The sequence below is a fragment of the Bacillus sp. DC4300-2b2 genome (genome assembly GCF_049895685.1).
GTDB classification, from domain to species: Bacteria; Bacillota; Bacilli; order Bacillales; family Bacillaceae; genus Bacillus; species Bacillus safensis.
In genome coordinates, this window is record NZ_JAFCSW010000009.1 from 38,018 (window position 1) to 55,378 (window position 17,361).

At 40.6% G+C, this 17,361-nt stretch carries 20 protein-coding genes and 1 rRNA gene; 1 reads left to right on the forward strand and 20 read right to left on the reverse strand.

Translation table 11 applies throughout. The features are described from left to right. Positions 1 to 212: 212 nt before the first annotated feature. The 6 genes from yabG to metG form a co-directional block, all read right to left on the reverse strand. Positions 213 to 1,097: a sporulation peptidase YabG gene (gene yabG, locus ACP69X_RS18590; RefSeq protein ID WP_041085323.1), complete on the reverse strand. Its 885-nt coding sequence runs from the start codon at positions 1,095 to 1,097 to the stop codon at positions 213 to 215. A gap of 134 nt (positions 1,098 to 1,231) precedes the next feature. Next, complete coding sequence (gene rsmA, locus ACP69X_RS18595; protein WP_039175905.1) at positions 1,232 to 2,110, reverse strand: 16S rRNA (adenine(1518)-N(6)/adenine(1519)-N(6))-dimethyltransferase RsmA; 879 nt, start codon at positions 2,108 to 2,110, stop codon at positions 1,232 to 1,234. Continuing rightward, positions 2,103 to 2,663 (reverse strand): ribonuclease M5, encoded by a 561-nt coding sequence (gene rnmV, locus ACP69X_RS18600; RefSeq protein WP_411243262.1) that lies wholly within the window; start codon positions 2,661 to 2,663, stop codon positions 2,103 to 2,105. Before rnmV ends, rsmA begins: the two co-directional genes overlap by 8 nt. 161 nt (positions 2,664 to 2,824) lie before the next feature. After that, the gene (locus ACP69X_RS18605; RefSeq protein WP_073979321.1) at positions 2,825 to 4,027 is read right to left on the reverse strand and encodes a G5 and 3D domain-containing protein; all 1,203 of its coding nucleotides are present in this window, start codon (positions 4,025 to 4,027) and stop codon (positions 2,825 to 2,827) included. 244 nt (positions 4,028 to 4,271) lie between these two features. Then, positions 4,272 to 5,039, reverse strand: coding sequence for a TatD family hydrolase (locus ACP69X_RS18610; protein ID WP_426052962.1), 768 nt, complete (start codon positions 5,037 to 5,039; stop codon positions 4,272 to 4,274). A gap of 81 nt (positions 5,040 to 5,120) precedes the next feature. Beyond that, positions 5,121 to 7,121 (reverse strand): methionine--tRNA ligase, encoded by a 2,001-nt coding sequence (metG, locus tag ACP69X_RS18615; protein WP_073979322.1) that lies wholly within the window; start codon positions 7,119 to 7,121, stop codon positions 5,121 to 5,123. A gap of 514 nt (positions 7,122 to 7,635) precedes the next feature. On the opposite strand from metG, the gene ACP69X_RS18620 reads away from it, so the two are divergent. Then, positions 7,636 to 7,926, forward strand: coding sequence for an AbrB/MazE/SpoVT family DNA-binding domain-containing protein (locus tag ACP69X_RS18620; RefSeq protein ID WP_087975202.1), 291 nt, complete (start codon positions 7,636 to 7,638; stop codon positions 7,924 to 7,926). Positions 7,927 to 7,971: 45 nt separating this feature from the next. Here ACP69X_RS18620 and rsmI read toward each other — a convergent pair whose 3' ends face one another. From rsmI to rrf, 14 genes are all read right to left on the reverse strand, one after another. Continuing rightward, the gene (rsmI, locus tag ACP69X_RS18625) at positions 7,972 to 8,853 is read right to left on the reverse strand and encodes a 16S rRNA (cytidine(1402)-2'-O)-methyltransferase (protein WP_073979324.1); all 882 of its coding nucleotides are present in this window, start codon (positions 8,851 to 8,853) and stop codon (positions 7,972 to 7,974) included. Next, on the reverse strand, positions 8,828 to 9,127 hold the full coding sequence (locus ACP69X_RS18630; RefSeq protein ID WP_426052963.1) for a GIY-YIG nuclease family protein: 300 nt from the start codon (positions 9,125 to 9,127) through the stop codon (positions 8,828 to 8,830). The genes rsmI and ACP69X_RS18630 overlap by 26 nt, the downstream gene beginning before the upstream one ends. After that, a complete protein-coding gene (locus tag ACP69X_RS18635) occupies positions 9,114 to 9,857 on the reverse strand; it encodes a tRNA1(Val) (adenine(37)-N6)-methyltransferase (RefSeq protein WP_269104269.1) in 744 nt (247 codons plus the stop codon). Before ACP69X_RS18635 ends, ACP69X_RS18630 begins: the two co-directional genes overlap by 14 nt. Positions 9,858 to 9,912: 55 nt before the next feature. Further along, entirely contained in the window at positions 9,913 to 10,266 is a 354-nt protein-coding gene (gene yabA / locus ACP69X_RS18640; RefSeq protein ID WP_024425629.1) for a DNA replication initiation control protein YabA, read from the reverse strand. Positions 10,267 to 10,280: 14 nt separating this feature from the next. Beyond that, on the reverse strand, positions 10,281 to 11,108 hold the full coding sequence (locus tag ACP69X_RS18645; protein WP_024425628.1) for a PSP1 domain-containing protein: 828 nt from the start codon (positions 11,106 to 11,108) through the stop codon (positions 10,281 to 10,283). Between the two features lie 2 nt (positions 11,109 to 11,110). Continuing rightward, a complete protein-coding gene (holB, locus tag ACP69X_RS18650) occupies positions 11,111 to 12,100 on the reverse strand; it encodes a DNA polymerase III subunit delta' (protein WP_041085337.1) in 990 nt (329 codons plus the stop codon). Positions 12,101 to 12,111: 11 nt separating this feature from the next. Next, on the reverse strand, positions 12,112 to 12,552 hold the full coding sequence (locus tag ACP69X_RS18655; protein ID WP_073979327.1) for a YaaR family protein: 441 nt from the start codon (positions 12,550 to 12,552) through the stop codon (positions 12,112 to 12,114). A gap of 12 nt (positions 12,553 to 12,564) precedes the next feature. Beyond that, positions 12,565 to 12,894 (reverse strand): cyclic-di-AMP receptor, encoded by a 330-nt coding sequence (locus ACP69X_RS18660; RefSeq protein WP_024425625.1) that lies wholly within the window; start codon positions 12,892 to 12,894, stop codon positions 12,565 to 12,567. A gap of 79 nt (positions 12,895 to 12,973) precedes the next feature. Next, a complete protein-coding gene (gene tmk, locus ACP69X_RS18665; RefSeq protein WP_039175875.1) occupies positions 12,974 to 13,612 on the reverse strand; it encodes a dTMP kinase in 639 nt (212 codons plus the stop codon). After that, positions 13,609 to 15,018, reverse strand: a complete 1,410-nt coding sequence (locus ACP69X_RS18670; protein ID WP_073979328.1) for an aminotransferase class I/II-fold pyridoxal phosphate-dependent enzyme — start codon at positions 15,016 to 15,018, stop codon at positions 13,609 to 13,611. Before ACP69X_RS18670 ends, tmk begins: the two co-directional genes overlap by 4 nt. Positions 15,019 to 15,093: 75 nt before the next feature. After that, positions 15,094 to 16,158, reverse strand: a complete 1,065-nt coding sequence (locus ACP69X_RS18675; RefSeq protein WP_305961035.1) for a toxic anion resistance protein — start codon at positions 16,156 to 16,158, stop codon at positions 15,094 to 15,096. Positions 16,159 to 16,176: 18 nt separating this feature from the next. Continuing rightward, complete coding sequence (locus ACP69X_RS18680) at positions 16,177 to 16,791, reverse strand: 5-bromo-4-chloroindolyl phosphate hydrolysis family protein (protein WP_024425621.1); 615 nt, start codon at positions 16,789 to 16,791, stop codon at positions 16,177 to 16,179. A 129-nt stretch (positions 16,792 to 16,920) separates the two neighbouring features. After that, positions 16,921 to 17,112, reverse strand: a complete 192-nt coding sequence (locus ACP69X_RS18685) for a sigma factor G inhibitor Gin (RefSeq protein WP_024425620.1) — start codon at positions 17,110 to 17,112, stop codon at positions 16,921 to 16,923. 171 nt (positions 17,113 to 17,283) lie between these two features. Further along, positions 17,284 to 17,361: ribosomal RNA gene (rrf, locus tag ACP69X_RS18690) — 5S ribosomal RNA — on the reverse strand; the annotation flags it as partial.

Consider the following 17,361-nt stretch of genomic DNA (forward strand, 5'->3'; position numbering starts at 1 on the left):
TGCATCCACCTCACTGAGATAATTATACAACAACGGCCCATTTTTGTCAAATAAAAATTAAATTATATCAACCAACACGAGCCATTGTCAACAAAATAATTTTGACAAACTTCTACCTTTTCTCCTCCCTATTTTTCTCAAATTCCGGTGAATTATGTATCCATTTGAAATTTCTTTTTACACATAAAAAAACCAGACTGAAATCAGTCGGGTTATGTCGATTCATGGTCTTTTTTATATGGCATACCTACCCTTAAAACACCCTTCGTCTCGATGCCTCCGAGACCTTTTTCTCTTGTTAATGTATTACGAAGCACATCCCACACATTGATTCGATCTACAAAAGGAGTGAAGCTGATCTTCGCAACGATATAGACGGGGTCGAGCGCATGGATGTTCACACGTGAAGGTGAGCTTGCAAAATTGGCACCTGCTTGGATCAATGATTCAAAATGGGATTGACAGGCACCCGCAAAGATCACAAGCTGATCTAAATGAGGAATTTTCTTTCTTGCTTTTTGAACCGTTTCAACGAAATGACGAGAATGGCGATAGGCACCGATATCATTTACGCCGCCCTTTTGCTTGGAATACGCATCATGCCCTGTAATGACCAAAATATCAGGCCGATATTGATCAAGTAACGAATCGATCACGCTTGGCATTTTCTTCTCATGACAATGTACTCCGTATACAGGCACACCAATTCGTTCATATACATCTAAGCATTTCTTTAAGTATGAAGCATCTCCATCTAAATGAAGGACCTTTCCAGGCATGTGAAAATACTGCTCCTGATGGTGATATTGGCCAGAAGTATAATACTCTTGTTTTTCACGCAGCAGCTGATAATCCTGCCTTAGTAAGTCGAGCGATTCATTAATTTTCCGTTCGTCGTCCTTCTCCCTTGTCAGCTGCTCCTCTTTTTGAATCAAGACGAGATCCGACATCTTAGCATCAGCAATCAGCCTCACTTCATTCCCATGCAATATGGCAGTGGCTTCGTGCTGATCTGTCTCATCAATTCGAATGATTCGAAACATAATATCCATTTGATAGGATGCCCTCGTCACCATATCTCCTATTTGAAATTGCATGCTTTTCACTCCACAATCAGGCTCATATCCTGTTGGTATCGTCTTACACTAAACATGTTCTTCTTTCATATGTGCTGTTCTTTCTAGCCTATGCCCGAACAGTTGAAGTGGTGAAAAACAAAAGAAAAAAGCCCTTACGATAGGGCTTTTTGTAAAACATTCGACAATCTGGCAAATTCCTCAATGGATAATGATTCTCCGCGGCGCTTTCCATCAATATCTGCCGTTTGAAGAGCTTCCTCGATGATCGCTTTATGTTTTTTTCCATCAGGAAAATTGTTCATCAAATTATTCATCAATGTTTTCCGGCGCTGGCCAAAGCTCGCTCGGATCAATTGAAAGAAAAACGCATCATTTTCTACTGAGACAGCAGGCGTTTCACGAACAGTCAGCTTAATCACAGCCGAATCAACATTTGGCTGAGGAACAAAAACCGTTTTAGGCACAACCATCACCGTTTTTGCTTCCGTATAAAATTGAACTGCGATAGACAATGAATTGTATTCCTTTGATGAAGGGACAGCTGCCATACGATCTGCTACTTCTTTTTGCAGCATGACCACGATCCCTTTCAATGGAAGGTTTTCTTCAAGCAATTTCATAATAATCGGTGTTGTCACGTAATACGGAAGGTTGGCTACGACCATCACTTCTTTACAGTCAGCAAAATTTTCTTCGATGACCTTTCTCACATCCGCCTTTAATACATCTTGATGAATAATCGTGACATTATCATATGGAGAAAGCGTATCGTTTAAAATAGGCAATAAACGCTGATCGATTTCAAAAGCGGTGACTTTCTTTGCACGTTTAGCGAGCTGCTCTGTCAATGCGCCGATACCAGGCCCAATTTCAATGACGCCGGTCTCATCTGTAACCTCTGCGTGATCGACAATGCGATCTAAAATATTTGTATCAATTAAGAAGTTCTGCCCCAAGCTCTTTTTAAAAGAGAAACCGTACTTCTTCAGTATTTCCTTCGTTCTGACGGGTGTCGCAATATCTTTATTCATCGGCTTCCTCCTGCATGACGGTCTTTAAGGCCGCAATAAAATCATGTTTGGTTATTTGGAACATGTGAAGGCGCTTTTGCAGCTGCTTCGCATTGGTATATCCTATATTTAAAAGCACTCCTAGTCGTTCGCGGCGGCGTTTCGATGCTTCGCCTCCGATAAGGCCTGCGTCAAATAAGTCGTCTAATGTAATGTCACTTTCCGATTCTTCCATTTCTTCATGGACATGGGCAAGACATTCCCGAATACTGTCCAAGGAAGCATGCTCGACGCCAATTCCTTTATCCCGCTTCGCCTTCGCAAGATGTTTTGGCAAAAAGGCGTGCTTACAGCCAGGAACCGCCTCTGCGATGGTTTTACGGATCTTCTCCCCAGGAAAATCAGGATCTGTTAAAATAATGACCCCTCTCGTCTCCTGAGCAAGACGCACTTGTTGAATAACTGTATCGCCAATGGCAGATCCGTTTGTTTCGATCGTATCTGCATCAACCGCCATCCTCACTCTGGCAGTGTCATCACGACCCTCCACCACAATGATTTCTTTGATTTTCATGTATTCCTCCGCTTGCAAAAACAATCTACATTTTTTGGTTAAAAAAACGAAACCTTTCATGCTGTTTTTGCGTCTAATTAATTAGAAAACAGTGCTTCTATTATAACCAAAAAAACAGAGGGTGCGCAAAGCCCTCTGTTCATATAAATGATTTGATGTGTTTATTTGAGTACTCTAATTTTCACTCGTTTATTTCCCCATTGATAAGCTGCCGACTTACTTGGGACGAACACATCAATTTTATTCCCTTTTATAGCAGATCCAGTGTCTGATGCAACGGCATATCCATAGCCTTCCACATACACTTTTGAGCCCAGCGGAATGACACTCGGATCAACTGCTATGACCTTTGCACCCGGATTCGCTTTTAAATCAAAACCTGTAGACGTTCTGCCCGTACATCCAGCACAGCTCGCTGTATAGGCTGTTGACGCCACATAAAATTCTTTTCCTGAAGACTCATTGCTTCGTGAAACCACAGGGGACGCTGTAGGCTCCTTTTTGGTCACTTGTGTACCAATAGCCACTAAACGGTCCTTACTATCTTTTTCGGTCACTTCTTTAATCAATTCTTTAGACACCACTTTGCCGTTTTCTTTCACAATGGCATAGTGCTTCTTTAATTTACCTTCTTCACCTTTTTTAAGTACCTTCTCTTTCCCTTTTTCAAGAGAATGGTCCTTTTTATGTTTGGTATCAAAAGCAATTTTCTCTTCCACTACATCGGTGACTTTTTCCACCCGAGTGATCTTTATATCTGCGCTCTTTTTAGAAAGGTTACTATGTAACGCAGGCTTGATCTTATCGTGCTTCTTGAGCTTCAGCTCTTGTTGCTTTAAAAAGTCAGCGACCGTAGTCGAAGTGGTCCACACTTTTTTATCTTTTCCTCCATCATTTAAGCTGACCTGGAAGGCCTGCTGAACCACAAGATTCATATCCTTTTTTAACTTGTCATTCTTTCCTGGAGTGACTTGATCGTGCTTCCCAATATCTATCTTCTCATTCTTCAATAATGCTCCAACCGTCTGATCTGTTGTCCATATCGTTTTCTCTTTCCCATCTAGGGTCAGATGAACCGGTATAGCCGCATCATACACAATGTTCATGTTGTCTTGAATCTTTGTATTTAGACTTGGAGTGATATGATCCTCCGCCTTGGTCCTTATGCCAAGGTCTGAAAGCAGCTGTGCTACTGTCTCTTCATGTGTACGAATTGTCTTCTCTTTACCATTGATTGAAATGGTAATAGACTGCTTAGTGAGCTCATGCGCACCGTAAGCCGTCCCAGTTCCAGCTAAAAGCAAGCAAACAACTAGTAATAAAACCTTGCCTTTTCCTAGCTTAACAGAAAACAGATTTTTCATTTTTTGTACGATGAAAAACGCCTCCTTCTCCTCGGAGAGATTATATAGAGTATCTCAAAACCTGTCAACCCTTCCACCCACTGTACAAAAATGCTCGATTGTAAACCTATTATGGGAGATTTATGGAAAGAAGGGAAGAAAGACTTATCGACAACTTATCCTATGAGGAGGCGCAAACGTGTAGAACTTTTTCGTTATGTTTCACAATTGGACAAGCTTAAACAAGGATTGACATCATATACTGTCAGTTTATACGGAAAACTTTTTTTGCATTTTTTGTTGTCAATTCGGCAAGCTCTTCAAAGCTGATTTCTCTCAGCTCCGCAATCTGTTCTGCGATATATTTGACATAACTTGGCTCGTTACGTTTCCCCCTAAATGGCACTGGCGTTAAGTATGGGCAGTCTGTTTCAATCAAAAGCCGGTCACCTGGTATCTCTTTTACAACTTCCTTTGGCTTCTTGGCATTTTTAAATGTCACGGGTCCACCGAATGAGATGTAAAAATTCATATCCATACACGCTTTTGCAGTTTCTAAGCTACCCGTAAAGCAGTGCATAATACCTCCAACCTCAGCTGCTCCCTCTTCCTTTAAAATTGTCACGACATCTTCCGTTGCGTCACGGTTATGAATAACGATTGGAAGATTCACTTCCTTCGCAAGAGCAATTTGGCGTCTAAAGACTTCCTTTTGTACATCTTTTGGTGACTTGTCCCAATAGTAATCCAGACCCATTTCTCCAATCGCAACCACTTTTTCGTGTTGAGATAAATCTTTAATCCAAGCCAAATCCTCATCTGTCATATCAATAGCATCGACTGGATGCCAGCCAATAGCTGCATATATGAAATCATACTCTTCAATTAATTCCATCGCTCTCATAATTGTCGGACGGTCAAACCCCACCACCACGATTTTCTCAACTTTTTCGCTTTTTGCTCTTTCGATCACCTGCTCTAAGTCTTCTTTGTATTGTTGTGAATTTAAGTGGGCATGTGTATCAAATAACATTGTTGATTGCTCCTTTCGACAATTCTGCTAAAAAACAAAAGGTGTTCGACGAAATGTTACACGTGGAACACCTTTGTTGCTTTATAAAATTTTTGTTCCATTTGCTAGAGATTGATCTACTTCAAGAACCTGCAATTTCCCGCCTGTTTCTCCAGTTAAAATCATTCCCTGGGAAATTTCCCCTCTGAGTTTAACTGGTGTAAGATTCGCTACGCAAACGAGCTTTTTCCCTACTAATTCCTCTGGTTGATAGTGCTTGGCAATCCCTGAGACTATTTGTCTTTTTTCAAATCCAAAATCAAGCTGAAGCTTTAAAAGACGATCTGCTTTTTTCACTGGGGCTGCTTCCAAAACCTGAGCGACTCGAAGATCGACTTTTGAGAAATCATCAAATGCAATTTCTGCTCCCAGCTCAGGTAATTCCGTTTCTTCGATTTCCACTTTCTCTTCTTCTACCTTAGGTGCACTTCCCTGCATTTTTTCTTTAATGTAGGCTACTTCTTCTTCAACCTCTAAACGCGGGAACAAAGGCTCGCCTTTTTGTACCGTCGCATGTTGAATCGCACCAAATGATAGGATACTATCCCAGCTCTTAAGCTTCTCTTCTTCAATTCCAAGCTGGAAGAAGATTTTCTCAGGTGTTTTCGTTAGGAATGGCGTTAAGAGGACTGCTGTGATTCGAAGTGATTCTGCTAAATGATACATAACAGAATGCAATTCTTTTCGTTTTGTTTCATCCTTTGCCAGCACCCATGGAGCTGTTTGATCAATATATTTATTGGTTCTGCTGATTAATGTCCAAACATTTGAAAGAGCCACCGAGAATTCAAGGTTTTCCATCGCCTCTTCATAGGCTTTGACTGTTTGCTCAGCAACTGCTTTCAGCTCTTCATCAAACCCATTAACAGGGCCCTTATAGCTGCTTAATGTGCCGTCAAAATATTTTTGGACCATCGCAACTGTACGATTAAGCAAGTTACCTAAATCATTGGCAAGGTCATAGTTTACACGTTCCACGAATCCTTCTGGTGTAAACACACCATCCGCACCAAATGGTACTTCGCGAAGCAGATAATAACGGAGGGCATCGAGGCCATAGCGATCAATTAATGTGACCGGATCTACCACATTCCCTTTTGATTTAGACATTTTGCCATCTTTCATGAGCAGCCAGCCGTGTGCGAAAATTTGCTTCGGTAGAGGCAGATCTAATGCCATTAACATAATCGGCCAATAAATCGTATGAAAGCGTACAATTTCTTTTCCTACAAGATGTACGTTGGCAGGCCAATATTTTTTATATTTCTCATCTTGATCTGTTCCATAGCCAATCGCAGTTAAATAGTTGAATAACGCATCAATCCATACATAAATGACGTGTTTTGGATTGTTAGGAACTTTAATTCCCCAATCAAAGGTTGTTCTTGATACGGCTAAATCCTCTAAACCTGGTTTAATGAAGTTATTAATCATTTCATTCTTTCTTGATTCAGGCTGAATAAACGATGGATTCTTTTCGTAATAATCAAGCAAACGATCCGCATACTTACTCATACGGAAGAAATATGATTCCTCTTTAATTAATTCAACAGGGTGTCCGCTGTCAGGGCTTTTCCCGCCAATGACTTCACCTTTCTCATTACGCTCAACATCAACAAGCTGTGTTTCCGTATAGAATGTCTCATCAGGAATACTGTACCAGCCCTCATATTGATCTAAATAAATATCGCCTTGATCAAGCAATTTTTGGAAGACCTGCTCAATGATTTTCGTATGTCTTTTTTCTGTTGTACGGATGAAGTCATCATTCGAAATGTCGAGTTTCTTCCATAATGATTTAATGTCTTCAACGACAGGATCTAAATACTCGATTGGTGTGATATTTTGTTCTTCAGCTTTTTGCTGAATTTTTTGTCCGTGCTCATCTGTACCTGTTAAATACATCACATCATAGCCTTGAAGACGTTTATAACGAGCCATAGCATCTCCTGCTACTGTCGTATAAGCATGTCCAATATGTAATTTTCCGCTCGGATAGTAAATAGGTGTCGTCAGATAAAACGTTTTTTTCTTTTCCGGCATGTCGGAACCTCCTGCGTGTGTGTAAATGTCAAAAACTCCCGCCCAATGGACGAGAGCGGTTATGAAATCATTAAAATGTGCATTATTAAATTATTTGTTGCGCTTGTACTTTCTCTATGATACCATCTTAGCCTTTAAGATCAAGCATATATACATAGAACAAGATGAAATGATCGAAAAAGATGAGTTTTTCGAAAAAAACGACAAACCCGTCGACATTTTGTCGAATATTGTCGTATGAAATCTATTTCCAGATTTACAATTGGCTAAATTAGGGCAAAAGTCTTGTTAATCTGATCTCGTCATTTCATACATTTTCATAGAAAAAGCCTACAAAATCCTTATACATCAGTAGTTTCAAGGTCTTTTGACTTTAAGAGTCATATTTTACAAACAATAGTAAACAAAATGATTGACGATTTATGGAAACCTTGTTATGCTAGGAATGTAAGGAATTTGTCGAATAATGACGAAGATAATATTATTTTAAGAATAAGAACTTTTTGGGAGGAGAATGAAGATGAAATCTACAGGTATTGTACGTAAAGTTGACGAATTAGGACGCGTGGTGATTCCAATCGAACTTCGCCGTACGCTAGGAATCGCTGAAAAAGACGCTTTGGAAATTTATGTTGATGATGAAAAAATTATCCTAAAAAAATATAAACCAAACATGACTTGCCAAGTAACAGGTGAAGTATCAGACGATAACCTTAAACTTGCTAATGGTAAATTAGTTCTTAGCCGTGAAGGTGCAGAGCAAATCATTAACGAAATCCAAAACCAACTTCAATCACAAAAATAAGTTTCATATAAAAAAGGTTCTTGCACCGTTTGCAAGAACCTTTCTTTATTGTTCAATATGATAAGCATCGTATATCGTGCGCTTTGGCACACCACGTTCGACAGCTGTACGTTTAATGGCCTCCTTTGACGTTAATCCTTCCTCTATGTAATGAATCACATGTTCTTTTTCAGATAAGGACGTCCACCATGCTTCTTCATTCAGCTCTTCTTCAGCTTGATCATTTCCTTGCACCACAAGACAGAACTCACCGCGGATTTGATTCTCCGCAGCCCATGTCAGCACAGACTCTAAATCTCCACGAATAAACTCTTCGAATTTTTTCGTTAGTTCTCTCGTAATGGCGATGTTCCGATTTCCCCACACTTCCTTCATCAAAGTCAGCGTTTCTTTTAACCGATGGGGCGCTTCATAGAAAATGATCGTTTCTTGGCGTTTCTTCAAGGCTTCAAGCTGCTTTTTCTTTTCTTTTTTTTGACGGTCGAGAAAACCGTAAAAGAAAAATGGCTGAGGCGCGATTCCTGATGCAATGAGTGCCGTTAGTGCAGCATTTGCGCCAGGTAACGGAATGACATAGCCTCCGATGCTAGTAAAATCTCGAACCACTTCAGCCCCTGGATCTGAAATCGTCGGTAAACCGGCATCACTTACGAGTGCGATACTTTTCCCTTCTTTTAGCCATTCGATTAACTTGTGGCCGCTGCTGTCTTTGTTATGCTCATGATAACTCGTTAAGGGTGTATCAATCTCGTATACATGACAAAGCTTTTTCGTTTGCCTTGTATCTTCTGCGGCAATATAGTCTACATCTTTTAATGTTTGTATCGCTCGGAACGTCATATCTTCTAGATTTCCAATCGGGGTTGGGACGAGATAAAGAATGCCCATGTTAGATTGACCATCAAAGCTTTTCTGTGTCTTTTTCATGTGCCGCCTCCTTTTCCATTCGCATTTCTTCTATATACATGTCTTTCTTTTTTCGTGTCCACGTTTTGAAACGGTATTCTTGCTGCATGGCTTCTCTTTTGGTTGCAAAACATTCATGATAAAAAAGCTCAACCGGCCGTCTCGCTCTTGTATACTTTGCTCCCTTTCCACTATTGTGAGTCATCAGTCTTTTTCGTAAATCATTTGTATAACCTGCATACAGACTGCCATCTGCACATTTTAATACATAGAAGTAATGATTATGCTTCTCCATACAGTATCGTCCTGATTTCATCTGTATACTCCTGATCTTCCCCATAAACAAAAAGAGGCGGGAGAATTTTCAGATCTGGTTTTCCATCTTTTATGCCCTCTACCAAGATGGTATTGGCGTCTTTCCCTTGTTTGGGATAAACAAATTGAATACGTTTTGGCTCAATTCGGTATTTCTTCATTAATTCCACAATCTCAAGCAGCCGTCCTGGTCGATGAACCATCGCCAGTTTCCCCCCTTGCTTTAGCAGCGTGGAAGAAACACGAATGACATCTTCTAATGTACAATGAATTTCATGCCGGGCAATCGCCAAATACTCATTTTCATTGATTTCATCCTTAGAAGGTGTTTTAAAATATGGCGGGTTACATGTAATCACATCAACTTTATGGTTGCCGTATCGTTCCGGCATATCATTCAAGTCACCATGAATCAATTCGATCTGGTGCGCAAGTTGATTATACTCCACACTTCTTTTTGCCATATCAAACAGCCGTTCTTGAATTTCAACACCCGTAATCGAGGCCTTAGATCGAGTCGAAAGCAGCAATGGCACAATGCCATTTCCAGTACAAAGGTCAATGATTTCCCCTTTTTGAATTGGCACATAAGCAAATTTAGCTAATAACACTGCGTCCAATGAAAAGGCAAACACAGTTTTACTTTGAATAATCTTCATATCTTCGGCGAGCAGGTAATCTAAACGTTCATCTTCTCTTAACGAAACCATGATGTATCCTTTCTTTTCCTGTGAAAAAGGCTCCCGATTCAGCGGAAGCCTTTTCTCATTTTTTATTTAAAAATGACAGACAGAACAAACAGTCTCCCTCTTTACGAATGCTCCCATAATGTACATTACAAATATGGAAGCCCTCCTGATATAACCGAGCCAGGTTATCATGACCTTCTCCTATATCAGAATGACTTGGCTTCTGGGCAGAATCATTCTCTGCCTCAGACGATTTGTCTCGATCGGACTGATCCAGACGTTCACGCAAGTGCTGATTCTCCATCTGCAGCTGATGATTTTCTTCAATCACTTCACCGATATGATTTTTCAAATCACCTAACTGGCGATAAAGAGAACCGATTTGTTCTTCTAAATTAATCACCGTATCAAATAGTTCCTTTTTATCCAAGGTGGCACACCTCGTTACTCAGTTGTTTGTGCAGATACAACGCCTTCTTGTAATAATTCTTCCCATGTATATTCTATCACTTTTTCTTGCCCGGTTAATTCAACTTGCAAAATTCGTTCTAAAATATTGAGCCCTACTACCTTTGCAGAGCCATTAGACGTCTGAATCGTTTCGCCGATATCCGGTAATTGTTCCTTCGCTGTTTCATACTCATCATTCTCATATTTCAAGCAGCACATCAAACGGCCGCATAGTCCTGAAATTTTTGTAGGATTTAACGATAGATTTTGATCCTTTGCCATCTTAATCGACACTGGTTCAAAGTCTCCTAAGAATGTCGAACAGCAGAGCATTCGCCCGCAAGGACCAATGCCTCCAAGCATTTTTGCCTCGTCTCTTACACCAATCTGGCGAAGTTCAATTCTCGTTTTGAAGATTGATGCAAGATCCTTCACTAGCTCACGGAAATCAACTCTGCCATCTGCTGTGAAGTAGAAGATGACCTTGTTGCGGTCAAATGTAAACTCAACATCGACCAGTTTCATTTCCAGCCCATGTTCACTTACCTTCTGAAGACAAGTATCAAAGGCTGTCATCGCTGCTTCTTTGTTTTCCTCAACGATGAGCCGGTCTCGTTCGTCTGCTACACGAATGACTTTACGCAGAGGGAGAACCACATCGTGCTCATCTACTTTTTTGTTGGCGATGACCACTTGTCCGTACTCAACCCCTCTGACCGTTTCTACAATGACACAACTATCATTTTCTATATGAAATCCATTAGGATCGAAATAATAGATTTTGCCCGCTTTTTTAAAGCGAACACCAATTACGTTGTACAAGCTTATCCCTCCTGCAACATCAACACCAATTGCTCCATCAGCCCTTGGGCATTCACGTTGGATTGAAGTCTCTTTTTCGCTTCTAATACAGCAAGGATCTGGCTGGTCACCATCTGCTGTGTGGAATGCAGCGCATGCTGCTTCATTGTCTGGAATAAGTCTTGATAAATGACTTTATCTTCATTTCCTATTTGAATCGACAATACATCACGATATATAAATAAAAGCATATCCAGACCTGTTTCTTGAAGGTCTTTCTCTTTGAAAAAAGGCATCCATTGATCCTGTATATAAAAAAATGCATGTTCTTTTCGCTGGTGTAAGACTTCATACAATTTTATCACTTTCGCTCTAGACTCTGCAAACTGATCATTTCGACTTAATTCGAGTGCTTCTGCTAAATTATTGGTTAAATTCGACAAAAGCCTTGCGAGATGCTGAGATACGCCTTCTTGTAAAAGCTGCTGCTCCAAGGATTGTGGCTGCAGCGGCTGAAAGCTGAGCATCTGACATCTTGAAATAATCGTATCCAGCATTTTATGCGATTGCTCAGTGATTAAAACCGCCATCGTTTCCCGATTGGGCTCCTCTAGGAACTTCAATAAACTGTTCGCGGCATTGACCGTCATTTTGTCCGCATGAAGAATAATATACATTTTCCGGTGAGATTCTACACCCGCTTTTGTAAATTCCTCCTGCAGTGCCTGCACTTGTGCCTTCTTAATTGATTGGCCATCGGGCTGCACAAGATGTAAATCGGGATGGTTTCCTGATTCAATCCTTTTGCAGTTTTGACAGGATTCACATGGTTTCACTCCTGATTCCATACAAAAAAAGCTCTTAGCCAAAAGCATCGCTGCATCCAGCTTACCGGTTCCTTTTTTCCCTTCAAATAAGTAGGCATGCGCAAGTCGGTCTTTTTCAATACTATTAAAAATCAGCCGCATGACGCGCGGCTGCAAATCATTCATGTCATCCCAGCTAATTGCCATGTTATCACTCTCTATGTGTAAAGGTTAATCAATAAACCTTTTATTTCTCCAATACGTTCAAGCAAATCAATAGATGGTTTCTCTTGATCCATCATTTCCTCGGTTAATTCAATCAGCTTTTCATCTAAGGCTTTGACTAAAGCAAGTGTACGTGTGTTGCCATAAATGTCAAAGCTCCTTGATGTTTCTATATTTAATCCATTATCGACTGTCTCTTTCACAAAGCGCTTCACCAGTCCTTTAAACCTTGCCAAATCCTTTAGGTTTCGTGACTTCGCCAGCTTTTTACCGAACACTTCGATATCACTGAGCATGACCGTCAGCTGTTCTAAGCGCAGTTTGCCGCTTTGCGTCTCCATCGAAGATTTAAAGGAAGCAGATGTCTGGTTTCCTTTCATCGCTTGAAGTTCACGCTTTTCTAAACGCAGCCGCATATCTTGATTAATTTTCACAGCAACCCATCCTTAAAATTGATGAAATTGTTCAACTGGCAGAATAAAAACAGTAGCTCCGCCAACTTCAACCTCAACAGGGTATGGTACGTATGAATCTGCATTTCCACCCATTGGCGATACAGGCGCGATCATCTGATCACGTTTACGGCAATTTTCTTTTATAAGCTGTAATGCTTTATCCACTCGGACATCATCACAACCAATAATAAAAGTCGTATTCCCAGACTTTAAAAACCCACCAGTTGAAGCTAATTTTGTCACGCCGAAATGATGTTCAGTCAATATTTTCAACAACTTGCTGCTATCTTGGTCCTGTACAACGGCAACAATTAATTTCATTTGATTGGCCTCCTTTATTTTAGGCACAGATGACATGCCGATGTCTTCCTCTATATTATAACAACGATTGGGAATTAGGTCATATTTGATTTTGTTTTAATGTGTCCTGAATCAATTGAAGGACTTCTTCATAGACAGCCTGCATCGGCTGAGACGCATCCACTACACGGAATCGTTCTGGTGATTGTGCAATAAGCAGTTCATAGCCTTCTCTGACCAGCTGGTGGAAATTCAGCGTCTCCATGTCTAATCGATTCTTTTCTCTTCCCTGGTTGGCATCAATTCGCTTTAGCCCTTCCTCAGGTGTAATAGAAAAATAAATGGTCATTTGCGGCATCGTGCCATTGATAGCAAAATCATTAATTGATTTTACTGCTTCAATCCCAAGCCCTCTCGCATAGCCTTGATAAGCAAGGGAGCTATCAACAAAACGATCACATAAAACTGTCTGCCCGCGCTGTAATGCCGGTTCTACCTTCTCAGCCAAATGCTGCCTTCTCGCCGCTGCATATAGCAAAGCTTCCGTTTTCGCATCCATTTTTGTGTTTTTTTCATTTAAAATGACTTCACGAATCTGCTCTGCAATGTCAATGCCGCCGGGCTCACGTGTCGCCATGACTGCATATCCTTGGCGTTCCATTTCTTCATACACTTTTCGAATCACTGTCGTTTTTCCGGCACCCTCTGGCCCTTCAAACGTAATAAACATACCGCTCATAGTGTCTCCTCTTCTATATAAACATATAATTTTCTCTGATGAATCACCTGACTCGCTTGAACATGAACCTGATGTCCAAGCAAACGGCTTAAAGCCGCGATTTGATCGATTTCAATACGTTCTCCCTTTACGATCAAAGGAATACCCGGTGGATATGGTATAACCGATTCTGCACTAATCCGGCCTGCTGCATGTTCAAATGGGACGGCTTCTATATCCTGTCTATGCTCATTGTTCTCAATAGCCAGTGCCTCTCTTTGGATATGATCTTTTCCTTTGAGAAATGAATTGCTTTGATTAAGGGCCTGCTCTATTCGGTTAAAAGGAATATCCTTCTTCTGTTCTAAACCAAAGACAAGTAAAACCTGATGTTCGTCCGCAAGCTCTGGGTGAACCTCCACTGATTCAAGCACTCGTTTTAGTTCATAACCCGTCAGCCCTTTTGTTGATCGAATCACACATTTTAATGGATCGTTAGAAAGCAATTCAGACTCGACTACTTCAAGCTGAGGTATACGGTTGAACTCATTTTTCAGCTCTGCCAGCCCTTTCATCGTTCCATCCAGGATCCCTTTTTTCTTGATCTCCTCGACATAGGCCCTTGCCACATCTAATGAGGCCATAATTGGATAGGATGGAGAACTGCTTTGAAGCATCGTGAGGAATGTTTTCAAACGTTTTGCATCCATTCGCCCCCCCTGAAGATGAAGGTAGGAACCCATTGTCATGGCTGGAAGGGTTTTATGTGCTGATTGTACCACCACGTCAGCTCCATAGGAAAGAGCAGATGGAGGAAAAGCGCCGCCTAATACAAAATGTGCACCATGTGCCTCATCAACCAAAACGATCATGCCTGCTTCGTGGCACATGTGAATCAGTTTTGATAAATCAGCTGCATGACCATAGTAGTTCGGATAAGTCAAAACGATCGCCCGGCAATTAGGATGTTTGGCTATGGCTTTTTTGACTGTTTCATCTGTCACATGTGTTGGAACATGCAGGTGTTGATCTATCTCAGCTTCTACCATAATAGGCGTTGCTCCTGCAAGCTCAATCGCATGGTAAACAGACTTATGACAATTTCGCTGGACGAAAATCTCATCTCCCGCACGACAGGCTGTCATCACCATCGCTAAATTTCCGACAGTTGTCCCATTCACAAGGAAAAAGCTTTGATCTGATCCATATAGCTTTGCCAATAAATGTTCAGCCTCTTGAATCACACCAGTTGGATGATGAAGATCATCTAATCCTTCAAGCTCTGTTACATCCAGCTGAAGAATTGAGTCATAATAAGTCCGTGCCTCATCAAAAAAGACATCTCCATTGTGATGTCCTGGAACGTGGAAAGAATAAGGTTTCTTTTCCGCATGTTGTACTAATGCTGTATATAAAGGTGTTTTCAAACAAATCGATCCTTTTCACTTTCGATATCTTAAGTCTATTATAACGTTCATACAAGGGAACCGAAAGATGGATTCTCATTCCTTTATTGGCTGGTGATTTGTCAGCTGCTGTTCTGCCTCAAACATGCTATTTTTCAATTGAGCTCGCTCTTGGCTTCCATGCTCTTTCACCTGTAGCGTTTCCTGTAAGGTTTCTGCTAATTGGCGTTGAACCTTTTTCAACGTATCTATAGGTGCAAAAGCTGCTTCTTCAAGAAGTTCTCCCTGCTGCTTTGATACCTTTTCGTATGTTTTTTGGATACGATTCTGAAGAGCTGAATTGGCACGCTGCTGAATATGCGTTAACGCAATCGACATTTGGTTGATCCATAGAGGAATGGATGCAGAAACAGTTGATTGAATGTGATTGGCCAATGTATGATTCGTATGCTGGATCATTCGAATTTGGGCATTACATTGCAACGCAATTTGCCGGCTTAACAGCAAATCATATTTCCGTTCCTTCAACCTCTCCATATACTCTTCTGCATTGAATTCCTGACTCATCAATTGCTCCTCTATAGTCCGATTACCAATATGCTGAGTTTCTGATATGATCTGCTTTTCTAAAGTTGTCATTTTCGCTTCAACTGCTGCAACCTGCATCGTCATCTCTTGGAAATAAGTTTGATTTTCTTCAAATAAACGCTCTAATAACATATGATCCGAGATTAATCCGCCTTTTGCGTAACGAAGTCTTGCTGATAATCTCTCGATCTGTGATTTTGCATGTTGAAAACGCGATATGATTTCCTGAGTAGAACGCTTCTCCCGCTGAAACAACTTCAAAAAAAAGCCCTGCTTCTTTGGCAGTAAATCCTCAGGTTCTACTATATGCAGCTGGTGCAAAAAGGCCTCAAGCACATCTCCTATTTGATCGATATCTTTTTTCTCAACATATTTCATCATTTGTTGTGATTGTTTCAATAATCGTTCCTGAACACGTGTACCATAGAAAAGCAGCTTTTGCGGATTGTCAGGGATCTGCTCGGCACGCTGTATGGCTTCTTGTTTCTCCTCATCAGATAAGGTATCAAACACCCGAAACTGAAGATCTGTAGTGGAAGCAGGTGATGATCGTATGTGATCTTCTGGTTTCATTGCGTTTGACTCCTTTCATTATTTCTTTATCATTTTATCTGCCACTTCAAGCTCAATATGAAGGGCTTCTATGTCTCTTCCTAATACTTGCTGCAAATCGTTCGTCAATTGCTTTTGCAGCTCTGTCAGCGTTACTCGAGTTTGGCTCAGTGTCATTTCCAGCTCGTGACTGCGATCAGGCTGATTATACAATAGTGCATATTTTTCAGTTAGTTCAACAACAGAATCCAAGCTTTCGAAATAAAAACGCTGTGCATCATAAAACCGAGTCGGCTCTTTTTTTGTAATCGTATAGATTCGTCGTGCAAGTCGGAGAATTTCATAATTATGTTTGATCGTTTGTACGTTTTTCACAGCAAATAAAGCTTTCTTTAAACGTACAAGCTTTTGTCCTGCTTCTTTTAAATGCTGTTTGATATATACATAATCACTACGAGACAGTCCGTGTTTCTTTAAAAACAACTGGAAAGCAACCCATCTGCTCCCTGCAAACATCACGCCCCATCCCATCATCGCATACAGTATCGATAATCCAACATGATGATGGAAAACCCCAATACTGACGGTTAAAATAACAAGCGAAAAAAAAGTAGAGAGGATGGCCCATATAAATGTATAAAAAATTGATTTCATGTTCATCGACTCCTATGAATAATCAGGCTCTCTGTTTATCTTATTATTAATTACGGATGATGTCCAAACTAAGTTCCAAAAAAACAGGCCCAATCCTTCATGGCTCATAAAAAAAGACCATCTAATGGTCTATGAATACAAAGGCGGCGTATGAAGATTTTTAAGCTTTCTAACATAATCGGCATAGCTAGGATCCGAGGTCGATGTAGAAATTAACTTTCGCTCACATTCTCGGCACAAAAACTGATGATATAAATAAATTCCCTTTGTTTTTTTCTCTTCACAAATCAAACAAATCGCTTCTCGCTCTTTTTTGCTCATTGTGACACCTCCACTTATAGCTTCAGTATGCCCTAGCGCTTTCAATTGTATACAAAATTAAGAATGTTTTAGATGGTAGTTTAGTATATGTATCCATGTCAGATCGAGTGTTTGTTCCTTTTCTTAAAAAACAAAAAAGACCAGTTCCGACTGGAACTGATCCTTATAGAAGCTTGGCGGCGTCCTACTCTCACAGGGGGAAACCCCCAACTACCATCGGCGCTGAAGAGCTTAACTTCCGTGTTCGGT

Bases quoted from the DNA above. Each gene is read 5' to 3' on its own strand.
- yabG (WP_041085323.1), bottom strand. From the start codon at position 1,097: ATGCAATTTCAAATAGGAGATATGGTGACGAGGGCATCCTATCAAATG.
- rsmA (WP_039175905.1), bottom strand. From the start codon at position 2,110: ATGAATAAAGATATTGCGACACCCGTCAGAACGAAGGAAATACTGAAG.
- rnmV (WP_411243262.1), bottom strand. From the start codon at position 2,663: ATGAAAATCAAAGAAATCATTGTGGTGGAGGGTCGTGATGACACTGCC.
- ACP69X_RS18605 (WP_073979321.1), bottom strand. From the start codon at position 4,027: ATGAAAAATCTGTTTTCTGTTAAGCTAGGAAAAGGCAAGGTTTTATTA.
- ACP69X_RS18610 (WP_426052962.1), bottom strand. From the start codon at position 5,039: ATGTTATTTGATACACATGCCCACTTAAATTCACAACAATACAAAGAA.
- metG (WP_073979322.1), bottom strand. From the start codon at position 7,121: ATGCCGGAAAAGAAAAAAACGTTTTATCTGACGACACCTATTTACTAT.
- ACP69X_RS18620 (WP_087975202.1), top strand. From the start codon at position 7,636: ATGAAGATGAAATCTACAGGTATTGTACGTAAAGTTGACGAATTAGGA.
- rsmI (WP_073979324.1), bottom strand. From the start codon at position 8,853: ATGAAAAAGACACAGAAAAGCTTTGATGGTCAATCTAACATGGGCATT.
- ACP69X_RS18630 (WP_426052963.1), bottom strand. From the start codon at position 9,127: ATGGAGAAGCATAATCATTACTTCTATGTATTAAAATGTGCAGATGGC.
- ACP69X_RS18635 (WP_269104269.1), bottom strand. From the start codon at position 9,857: ATGGTTTCGTTAAGAGAAGATGAACGTTTAGATTACCTGCTCGCCGAA.
- holB (WP_041085337.1), bottom strand. From the start codon at position 12,100: ATGGCAATTAGCTGGGATGACATGAATGATTTGCAGCCGCGCGTCATG.
- ACP69X_RS18660 (WP_024425625.1), bottom strand. From the start codon at position 12,894: ATGAAATTAATTGTTGCCGTTGTACAGGACCAAGATAGCAGCAAGTTG.
- tmk (WP_039175875.1), bottom strand. From the start codon at position 13,612: ATGAGCGGTATGTTTATTACGTTTGAAGGGCCAGAGGGTGCCGGAAAA.
- ACP69X_RS18675 (WP_305961035.1), bottom strand. From the start codon at position 16,158: ATGAAACCAGAAGATCACATACGATCATCACCTGCTTCCACTACAGAT.
- ACP69X_RS18680 (WP_024425621.1), bottom strand. From the start codon at position 16,791: ATGAAATCAATTTTTTATACATTTATATGGGCCATCCTCTCTACTTTT.
- ACP69X_RS18685 (WP_024425620.1), bottom strand. From the start codon at position 17,112: ATGAGCAAAAAAGAGCGAGAAGCGATTTGTTTGATTTGTGAAGAGAAA.